This is a genomic window from Streptomyces sp. YS-3, from assembly GCF_045257485.1.
GTDB lineage: Bacteria > Actinomycetota > Actinomycetes > Streptomycetales > Streptomycetaceae > Streptomyces.
In genome coordinates, this window is sequence record NZ_JBJHPC010000313.1 from 1 (window position 1) to 8,551 (window position 8,551).

The following is an 8,551-nucleotide window of genomic DNA, read 5'->3' on the forward strand; positions in this document are numbered from 1 at the left end:
GGTCAGTCGTGCGGGGGGAGGGCGCCGAGCTGGTGGTCGGCCACGTTCACGGCCTCGTCGACCAGCCGGCGCAGATGGCCGTGGCGCAGCGAGTAGACCACCCGGCGCCCGTCCTTGCGGGTCGCCACCAGACCGGCCAGGCGCAGCTTGGCCAGGTGCTGGCTGACCGAGGGGCGGGCCGCCCCGCAGGCCTCGGTGAGGGTGGTGACATCCGCCTCGCCCTTGCCGAGCTCCTTGAGCAGGGCGAGCCGGGTGCGGTCCGCGAGCAGCGTCAGCACGGCGACCGCGACGTCCAGGCGCTCGTCCTCGCCAGTGGTGCGCGGGTGCGGGGAGTGCGCATCCGACAGGTGCTTGCTCGCGCTCATGTGCACATCGTAGAGGTCCGGTGCGGGCCCGCCGGGGGGCCGGACCGCACCGGACCGCCCTTCAACGGGTCGGGATCACGCCGCCGTCGACCCGGACGACCTGCCCGGTGATGTGCCGCGCGGCGGGCGAGGCGAGGAACCGTACGACGGCCGCCATGTCCTCGGGCTGTCCGGCCCGGCCGAGCATCGTCTCGGCCACCCGGGCCTCGTGGAACTGCTCCGAGCGGCGGTCGCGGAAGAACTCCGTCTTGTCGACGTAGCCCGGTGCCACCACGTTGCAGGTCACCCCGCGCGGCCCGAGCTGGCGGGCGGCGAAGATGTTCCAGCTGTTCATGGCCGCCTTGGCCGCGCCGTACGAGCCCGCGCCCCGGTCGGCCGCGAAGGAGCTGATGTTGACCACGGCGCCCCCGGAGGCGAGCTGCTTGTCCACGGCGGCCGTGGTCAGCACGGCGCCCAGCAGGTTCGCCTCCAGGTTGGCCCGCCAGCGTTCGGCCAGGGCCCGCAGATCGCCCGGCGGCGGGGCGTCGAACTCCCGGTTTCCGCCCGCGTTGTTGACGAGGACGTGCAGCACGTCCGGCAGCCGCTCGCGGAAGCCCTCCAGCTGCTCGGGGTCGGTGACGTCGCAGGGCAGCGCCGTCACCCGGCCGTCGAGCTCCTCGGCGGCCCGCAGCAGCACGTCCTCGCGGCGGCCACTGATGACGACATGGTCGCCGTCGGCGAGGAAGGCCGCGGCTATCGCCTTGCCGATGCCGGTGCCGCCGCCGGTCACCAGGACGGTTCGAGTCATCTCCACACACTCCAGGGGTCGTTGCAGCGAGGTCGGGCGGGGTCGCGCGGGCGGCTCGCGGGCCGCGTCTCAGGCCCAGGTGCCGAAGGCCCGGGCCTCCATCAGGTCGTGGCTCAGGTAGCCGTCGTGCGGACTGGTCGGGCCCGCCTGGTACGTGGGGATGGGACCCAGCAGGACCTTGCGGATCGACCGCTCCCGAAGCGCCTCGCGCGCCAGCGGCTCGTCGCCGCCGAGGATGGTGAGCGCGAGCGTGTCCCGCAGCGGGCCGAACCCCTCCTCGCGCCGCCACGGCAGGATCCACACGCACGGGAACGAGAGCTCGATCCGGGCGCCGGGGTGGTCCGCGCGGTCGCAGAGCAGGACGGCGGGGCGCAGCGCGGCCGACCCGTCCCCGAGGTCCGCCACCGGCCCCTCGGGATACAGCGGCGCGGCCACGTCCACCGCCCCCTCCAGCCGCCCCGTCAGATGCTCGCGCAGCGCCCGTGCCTCGGCGAGCGGCAGCACCGGGACCTGCGCCTCGGGCGACTGGGGCGGCGCCGGGGTCAGCCGGGCGAGCCGCTCGGCCACGGCCGCGGCCAGCGCCGCGGGATCGGCTTCGGTGAACACGGCGGTCGCGTTGGTGCAGCGCATCCCCGCGTCGTAGCCGACCGAACGGCAGATCACGTCGACCGTCTGCTCGGTGATCTCGCCGGTGTGCAGCAGTTTGGAGCGGCCCGGGCCGCGCAGGATGACCCGGCGGTCCCCGCCGTAGCGCCGGGCCGCCGCGTCCCCGCCGAAGACCAGGCTCAGATCGGCCGCCTCCACCAGCGCGTCCCCGGTGGCGTGGCTGCCGGGCAGCAGGGAGAGGTAGTGCGGGGCGACGCCCGCGTCCAGGAGCGCGGCGATCATCCGGGCCGGAGTGAACGGATCGCGCGTCCCCGGCCGCACCACCAGCCGGTACCCGCAGGCCAGCGCGGTGAGCCACTGGGTGTGGGTGCCGGGGTTGTTGCTGGGCGCGATCACGGCGAGGACATCGCCGCGCCGGGTCCAGACGGTGGAGATCTCGCCCGGGACGGGCGCGGTCGGGACGCCCGCCGGGCGTTCGGCGAGGAACTTCGCCCCCACGTGTCCGAACGTCTCCGCGACATCGCGCAGCGAGTGCCGGGCCACCGCGATGGGTACCCCCGCGACCCGGGACTGGAGCTCGCCATAGGCCTGCGGGGTCAGCCCGTTGAGGGTCGCGGACGCGAAGAGCTCGCCCGCCGCCGCGATGCGCTCCGGCTCCGGCGTCCGCTCGGCCCCGGCCCGCGCGTCCGCGACGGTCAGCCGCGCGAGCAGCGGCGGGGCGAGGTGGACCAGCGCCAGCGGAGTGCCGTCGACGCCCGCGAGTTCGGCGCGCTCGGCCGACTGCCGGGGCAGGCCCGCCCGGATCAGCGGGATCTCGTGCAGGTCCTTGGCCTCGGCCATCAGTACACCCCTTCGACCACGGAGGTGCCCGCCGACTCGTACGGGCGGACTCCGGAGAGCTCGATGCCGGGGAAGCCGTCGGCCGAGGCGCGGCGGGTCGCCAGGTCCCGCTCCAGGGTCGGCGGGGTGAAGTAGTCCCGGGTCAGCACGGTGATGACGACGCGGCCGTCCTCGTCGTCGGAGACGATCCGGTCGGGCTGCGCGGGGTCGACGAGTTCGACGACGGTGTACGGGTAGAAGGGGCGGAAGACGCACGGCGCCGCGTCGCCGGGGCGCGGGGTGCGCTGCGGGGCCACGCCCATCATGGTGTTGCCGTACGCGCCGGCCAGCCTGGCCCGCGGGAACATCTCCTCGTCCAGCAGGCGCAGGGTCTCGCCGTCCATGCTGGTGCCGCCCCAGATGATGCCGCGCACGCTGTCGCGCAGCAGGGCGTACACGTCCTCGCGGGCGCCGATGGACTCCAGGATGCGCGGGGTGGTGGAGATGCCCCGGACGTCCTGGGTGCGCAGGACGTCCTTGACCTGGTCGAGGATGTGGTCGACATAGCGGCGGAACTCGCTCTGGCGCCCCTCGCTGACACAGCGCCGCACCCAGCGCGGGTCGAGGTCGACGAAGTAGCAGAGCATGCCGCGCAGTTCGGAGAGGGTGCCGATGTTCTTGGCCATGACGTGCGGGCCGGTGGGGCCGATGTGCAGCCAGTTGCCCTCGCCGGAGGGGAACCCCTGCTCGTCGAGCATCAGGCTCTGCCACTGGACGTTGCGGCGCCGCGAGGTGGCGTCCACGATCCGCTTGGGCGCGCCGGTGGCCCCGCCCGACTCGTAGATCCCGTACCGCGTGCCCGGCGCGCTGCCGCGCGGCACCAGCCGGTCGGCGGGTATGCGGCTCCAGTCGACCGGCACGTCCGCGAACAGCCGCAGATCCGCCAGGCTTTGGACGTCGGCGCGCGGGTCGAAGGAGAAGCCCTTGGCGCGCTCGACCCAGTACGGGCTGCCGGTCAGCGGGGAGAAGTGCCACTCCATGGTCGCGCGGACGAGGTCGTCGATGTCGGGCAGCTGGTCAAGTGGGGGCTCGAACACGGAAGTGAAGTCGTCGGCCATCTCGGTTCGGTCCTGTCCGTTCTGGAGGGATCGGCGACCCGGCGTCTCGACACGCGGCGGGCGTAGAACAGGTGACTGATTGTCAGAGGTCCTGATTGTTGGCAGTATGTTGAGCGCGGGAAGGGGCGTCAAGACCCGCGCCGCCGGTGGGGAGTCGGCCGCGCGGACGCGACGCCCCGATCGGCCGGGGGGCCGGGCCCGACCCCCCGGCCTCACCCCGCGGCCGGTGACCCCGGGCGGGCCCGGGGCGCGGGCAGCGGCCCGGCCGGCCGGATGCCGTGGACCGCGAAGGCGGTCAGGAGCGCCCGGGTGAGCCCCGGACGGCAGAGCACCGCCAGGGGCGCGCGGCGGCCCGGGTCCACCGGACCGGACCGCCCCTCCACCGGCGCGTACAGCCGGCTCACCTGGAGCCCGGCCGCCCGCGCCACCCGGAACAGCGCCTCGTCGCCCCACTCCCAGGCGCCCGCGGAGTGGATGTAGGCGTCGGCCTCGCCCTGGACCACCGCCAGGATCTTGGCGCCGGGCGAGCCCATCGGCACCAGCTCGGCCCCGGTCTGGCGCACCACCGTACGGGCGAACGCCGCCGGGTTGCGGGTGTCGACCACCACCCTCGGCCGCTGCCGGGGCACCGGCCGGGCCCGGCGCCACCCCGCGTCCCGGTCCGCCGTGCACACCACCTCGCACAGCGCGGGGACCGCGACGGCCGCGGCCACCACGCCCCGCTCCCGCTCCCACAGCGCGAGCTGCACCGACCAGTGCGGATCGCCGTCGGCGTGGTACTCCTCGGGCGAGTCCAGCGGCTCGACCAGCCACACCCGGCGTCTGCGCAGGGTGTCCGGCGCCCGGTCGGCCGGTCCGGTGAGGATCCCGTCGCGCGGGTAGCGGGCGCGGATCCGGTTGCGCAGCAGCAGCCCGGACCAGGTGCGGCCGAGCTGCGCCATCTTGGCGCCCCCGGGGGCGAGGCCGTCCTCGTGCTGCATCCGCAGATCGAGGAGCAGCCGTCCGGCCGCCACCGCGGAACGGGCGGCGAAGCCCGCGGCGAGGAAGTCGTCGGCGACGACCGTCCGTTCGGCGGTGCGCGGGGTCACGGGCATCGGCTCAGTCCTCCGGGTCCGGCAGGAAGTGCTGGAGGTGGGCCTTGAGGAAGTCCGCGACGGCACGCGGCTCGTGCCCGGTGACCCGGCGCACGTCATCGGTCACCGGCTCGCCCGCGCCCGCGCGGAACTGCCCGAAGAGCGCGTCCAGTTCGGCCACCCACGGCCGGTGCTCCCGGGCCAGCCAGGCCGCGAGCTCCGCCCCGGCGAGCTCCCGCGCCGAGACCGGCGCCGACAGCAGCCCGGCCAGCACCCGCGCGAGCTGGGCGAAGGTCGGCGCGGCCGGGCCGGTGAGGGCGTAGGTGCGGCCCTCGTGCCCCCGCTCGGTCAGTACATGGGCCGCCGCCTCCGCCACGTCGTGCTCGTCGACCACGCTCACCCCGCGCCCGCCCGCCGGGTCGACCAGCACCCCGCGCCGCCGCACCTCGGGCGCGTAGTGCCGGATCAGCTCCTGCATCGGGTAGTTGGGGGACAGGATCGTGTACGGCAGGTCCCGCTTGGCCAGATACCGCTCGGTGATCCAGTGGTGGCGGGCCCCGGGCGCGGGGCTGTCCTCCCGTACCGCCGCCTGCCAGGGCGACATCTTCACCAGCCGCGCGCCGACGTCGGCGGCGACGTCCACCGCGGCGCTCTGGCACTCGACGTCGCAGGCGGCCGAGAGGAACAGGCTCGCGCAGCCCTCGGCCGCCGCCCTGACCGAGGCCGGGTCCGAGAGGTCCCCGGCCACCACCCGTACGCCCGGCCCGGCCGGGACCCGCTCGGGGTCCCGGGCCAGGACGGCCACCTCCACCTCACGCTCCCGCAGCGCACGGACCACCAGCTGCCCGAGTCCGCCCGCCGCGCCGATCACGAACACTGTCACGGCCGCAGGGCCCCTTCCGCACTCACGCGCTCGGTCGGCATCGGTCAGTGCTTGTGCTCGTGCTGGTGGCCGTGGTGGTGCTTGTGGCTCTGCGGGTGGTGCCCGTGGTCGCCGTGGCCCTCGGGCAGCACCCCGCCGTGCGCGGCCAGATGGCAGGCGGGGCAGACCATGCGGCCCCGGTGGTCGTGCAGCGTCTCCACACTGGTGGGCTCACCGCAGTCCACGCACAGGTCGGTACGGGCCAGGTGCTTGACGCCCGGCGCCGGGGTCTCGGCATTCTGGACCGCGAGGATCTCCTCGTCCGCCACGCTCAGCAGCTTCGCGATCCGCTCGCCCTGGAGCCGGGCGAAGGCGGCCTCGTCCTCCGGGGTCGCGGTGCCGTCGTCGATCCGGCCCGCCAGCGCCCAGATCTCCTCCGTACGGAAGACGATGCTGCCCGCCTTCGCCCGTATCCGGACCCCCTGGGAGCCGTCCCGCTCCCACAGCGTGAAGACGTTGCGGCCGGTGTCCTGGTGGACCAGGTTGCGCTTGCCGTACGTACAGCCCGTGAGCACCTGGAGCGCGTCGACCGCACACGCGTCGGTCTCGGAGACCAGGACCAGGGGCGTGCCCGGCTCCTTCAGGTCGAGGGCGGCGAGCGCGGCCTCCGCGACACGGACGCCGAAGGCGGCGCCGGGGCACTCGTGGCCGTGGAAGCGGATGACGTCGTTGTATGCCTGGGTGCGATCCATGACGACCTCTTTACGGATGTACGGATGGGATACGGACGAGCGGTACGGCGCGCGGGAGCCGGGCCGGTTCAGGCCCCGGCCGCGCGCATGCCGGGCAGCGGCGGGACGATGCGGACGGCCGCCTCGCGGTCGTTGTCGCCCTCGAAGAACGCCCGCAGGAGGGGGCGGTGCAGATCGACGACGGACAGGATGAACGTCCACTGGCCCGACTCGGCGGCCAGCACCCGGTCCAGATGCGTGCAGGTGTCCCGCAGCGGATCGTGCGGCCAGGGCACCCGATGGGTGTGGTAGTTGCCGAACAGCACCCACCCGGCGTCGTCGCACGCGTCGTCGATGGCCATCAGCTCGCGCGGATCGGCGATCCAGCCGCGCTGCTCCATCGGGGTCTCGGACGGGATGGCGTGCTCCTCGACCACCTCGTCCATCCGGGCCCGGTGCCCGCTGTCGTGGCGCATGTTGACGATGAGCGGGAAGACCGAGCCGACCTGGATGCCGCCCTGCACCGGGCGGCCCGCGAGCATCCCGAACGCCTTGCGCTCCTCGGTCTCGCCCGCCAGGTAGTGGCCGGTGAACTTCCGTACGGCGTGGGCCACCAGGCTGGAGTAGAGGGGACGCGGGAAGACGATCTCGCGGGCCCGGGATATCTCCCCGGTGCCCGACTCGGCGGGCGCGAGCGCGGCGCTCACCGCGCGTCGCCGCCCTCGGTGTGCCGCGCGGGCCGGGCCAGGGCCTCACGGGCCCCCGCCACCGCCCGGTCGGTCAGCGCCACCGACTGGCCCAGATAGGTCGCCGGGTCGAAGATCTCGTCCAGGGCGGCGGCGTCCAGCGGCGCGCCCGCCAGCCCGTCGCGGCCGGTCACCTCGCGCATGGAGGTGCCGTTCTCCCGTGCCGCCTGGACGAGTTCGTACACGTACTCGTGGGCGGTCTGCTTCCCGATGTGCTTGCCGAGGGCGAGCATCAGCTTCTCGGTGGCGATCTGCTCGGCGACCGCCGCCACGTTGGTCCGCAGCCGCTCGGGGCGCACCGCGAGGCCGCCCACGAGGTGGGTGACGATCTCGCACGCCGACAGGGCGTAGTGCGAGGCGTCGGGCACACAGGCCCATTCGATGCGCAGCGTCCGCGAGTCGCGCTCGTGGTCGCCGCCCATGCAGGCCAGCGCGTTGGCCATCTGGGCCGCCGTGAGCCGGGCCATGACGACGGCCTGCTCGCACGCCTCCGGGTTGCGCTTGTGCGGCATGGTGCTGCTGCCGACCTGGCCGTGCCGCCAGCCGATCTCCAGCTCGCCGAACTCCGGCCGGGACAGGACGCGCACCTCGTCCCCGATCCGGCCCATCGTCCCCGCCACCATCGCCAGCGTGGACACGAACTCCACCACCCGGTCCCGTGACACGTGCCAGCCGACCGCCGGCGCCGTGAGGCCCAGACGGGCGGCGAACGCCTCCAGGAGCGGCAGCGCCTGCTCGCCGAAGCCGGCCATGGTGCCGACGCCGCCGAAGAGCTGGGCGGCCAGCACCCGGGGCCGCAGCTGCTCGACGCGCTCCAGATGACGGACGATCTCGTCCAGCCAGCTGGCGATCTTGATCCCGAATCCCATCGGCAGGGCGGGCTGGGCGTGGGTGCGGCCCAGGGCCACGGTGGCGCCGTTGGCCTCGGCCAGCTCGGCGAGCCGTTCGGCCAGCCCCCGCAGCAGCCTCTCCATCTCGTCCAGGACGTCCCGCATCTCCAGGACCTGTGCGGTGTCCTGGATGTCCTGGGTGGTGGCGCCGTAGTGCACGTACTCGCCGGCGCCGCCCTCGCAGGAGGCCTGGAAGACGCGCAGGAAACCGACGAGGGAGTGGCTGGTGCGGCGGATCTCGGCCTGGATCGCGGCCAGGTCGAGCCGGTCCACGTCGGCGGCTTCCGCGATCATCCGGGCAGCCGCCGCCGGGATGATGCCCAGCTCGCCCTGGCTCAGGGCGAGCGCCGCCTCGACGTCGAGCCACCGTTGGTAACGACATCGGTCACAGAAGATGCGGTGGCTGGCCTGGGTGCTGTACCGGTGCCCGTAGAAGCGCGAGTCGGTGATGTGGCCGCGTAAGTGGGCGCACCCGGTGGCCTCCGGGGCGGGGGCCGGGCGGGTGACCGGGGTCTCGGGCGAGGGTGCGGTGGTCATGACGGTCGCCTCTCGGA

Annotated in this window: 9 protein-coding genes; all 9 read right to left on the bottom strand. The window is 74.3% G+C overall.

All coding sequences use genetic code 11. The features are described 5' to 3' along the window. Positions 1 to 2: 2 nt before the first annotated feature. Positions 3 to 365, bottom strand: a complete 363-nt coding sequence (locus ACJA3G_RS23145; RefSeq protein WP_406554948.1) for an ArsR/SmtB family transcription factor — start codon at positions 363 to 365, stop codon at positions 3 to 5. Positions 366 to 426: 61 nt separating this feature from the next. After that, positions 427 to 1,152, bottom strand: coding sequence for an SDR family NAD(P)-dependent oxidoreductase (locus tag ACJA3G_RS23150; RefSeq protein ID WP_406554949.1), 726 nt, complete (start codon positions 1,150 to 1,152; stop codon positions 427 to 429). A 69-nt stretch (positions 1,153 to 1,221) separates the two neighbouring features. Beyond that, positions 1,222 to 2,598, bottom strand: a complete 1,377-nt coding sequence (locus tag ACJA3G_RS23155; RefSeq protein ID WP_406554950.1) for an aldehyde dehydrogenase family protein — start codon at positions 2,596 to 2,598, stop codon at positions 1,222 to 1,224. Further along, the gene (locus ACJA3G_RS23160) at positions 2,598 to 3,695 is read right to left on the bottom strand and encodes a phenazine biosynthesis protein (RefSeq protein WP_406554951.1); all 1,098 of its coding nucleotides are present in this window, start codon (positions 3,693 to 3,695) and stop codon (positions 2,598 to 2,600) included. Before ACJA3G_RS23160 ends, ACJA3G_RS23155 begins: the two co-directional genes overlap by 1 nt. A 212-nt stretch (positions 3,696 to 3,907) precedes the next feature. Continuing rightward, positions 3,908 to 4,789 (bottom strand): inositol monophosphatase family protein, encoded by an 882-nt coding sequence (locus ACJA3G_RS23165; protein ID WP_406554952.1) that lies wholly within the window; start codon positions 4,787 to 4,789, stop codon positions 3,908 to 3,910. A gap of 4 nt (positions 4,790 to 4,793) precedes the next feature. After that, on the bottom strand, positions 4,794 to 5,651 hold the full coding sequence (locus ACJA3G_RS23170) for an NAD(P)H-binding protein (RefSeq protein ID WP_406554953.1): 858 nt from the start codon (positions 5,649 to 5,651) through the stop codon (positions 4,794 to 4,796). Positions 5,652 to 5,695: 44 nt separating this feature from the next. Then, complete coding sequence (locus ACJA3G_RS23175; RefSeq protein WP_406554954.1) at positions 5,696 to 6,382, bottom strand: FmdE family protein; 687 nt, start codon at positions 6,380 to 6,382, stop codon at positions 5,696 to 5,698. Between the two features lie 68 nt (positions 6,383 to 6,450). Further along, positions 6,451 to 7,068: a hypothetical protein gene (locus ACJA3G_RS23180; RefSeq protein ID WP_406554955.1), complete on the bottom strand. Its 618-nt coding sequence runs from the start codon at positions 7,066 to 7,068 to the stop codon at positions 6,451 to 6,453. Then, a partial coding sequence (locus ACJA3G_RS23185) for an adenylosuccinate lyase family protein (protein WP_406554956.1) occupies positions 7,065 to 8,551 on the bottom strand: 1,487 nt, incomplete at its 5' end. The genes ACJA3G_RS23185 and ACJA3G_RS23180, both read right to left, overlap by 4 nt.

Bases quoted from the DNA above. Each gene is read 5' to 3' on its own strand.
- ACJA3G_RS23165 (WP_406554952.1), bottom strand. From the start codon at position 4,789: ATGCCCGTGACCCCGCGCACCGCCGAACGGACGGTCGTCGCCGACGAC.
- ACJA3G_RS23175 (WP_406554954.1), bottom strand. From the start codon at position 6,382: ATGGATCGCACCCAGGCATACAACGACGTCATCCGCTTCCACGGCCAC.
- ACJA3G_RS23155 (WP_406554950.1), bottom strand. From the start codon at position 2,598: ATGGCCGAGGCCAAGGACCTGCACGAGATCCCGCTGATCCGGGCGGGC.
- ACJA3G_RS23160 (WP_406554951.1), bottom strand. From the start codon at position 3,695: ATGGCCGACGACTTCACTTCCGTGTTCGAGCCCCCACTTGACCAGCTG.
- ACJA3G_RS23145 (WP_406554948.1), bottom strand. From the start codon at position 365: ATGAGCGCGAGCAAGCACCTGTCGGATGCGCACTCCCCGCACCCGCGC.
- ACJA3G_RS23150 (WP_406554949.1), bottom strand. From the start codon at position 1,152: ATGACTCGAACCGTCCTGGTGACCGGCGGCGGCACCGGCATCGGCAAG.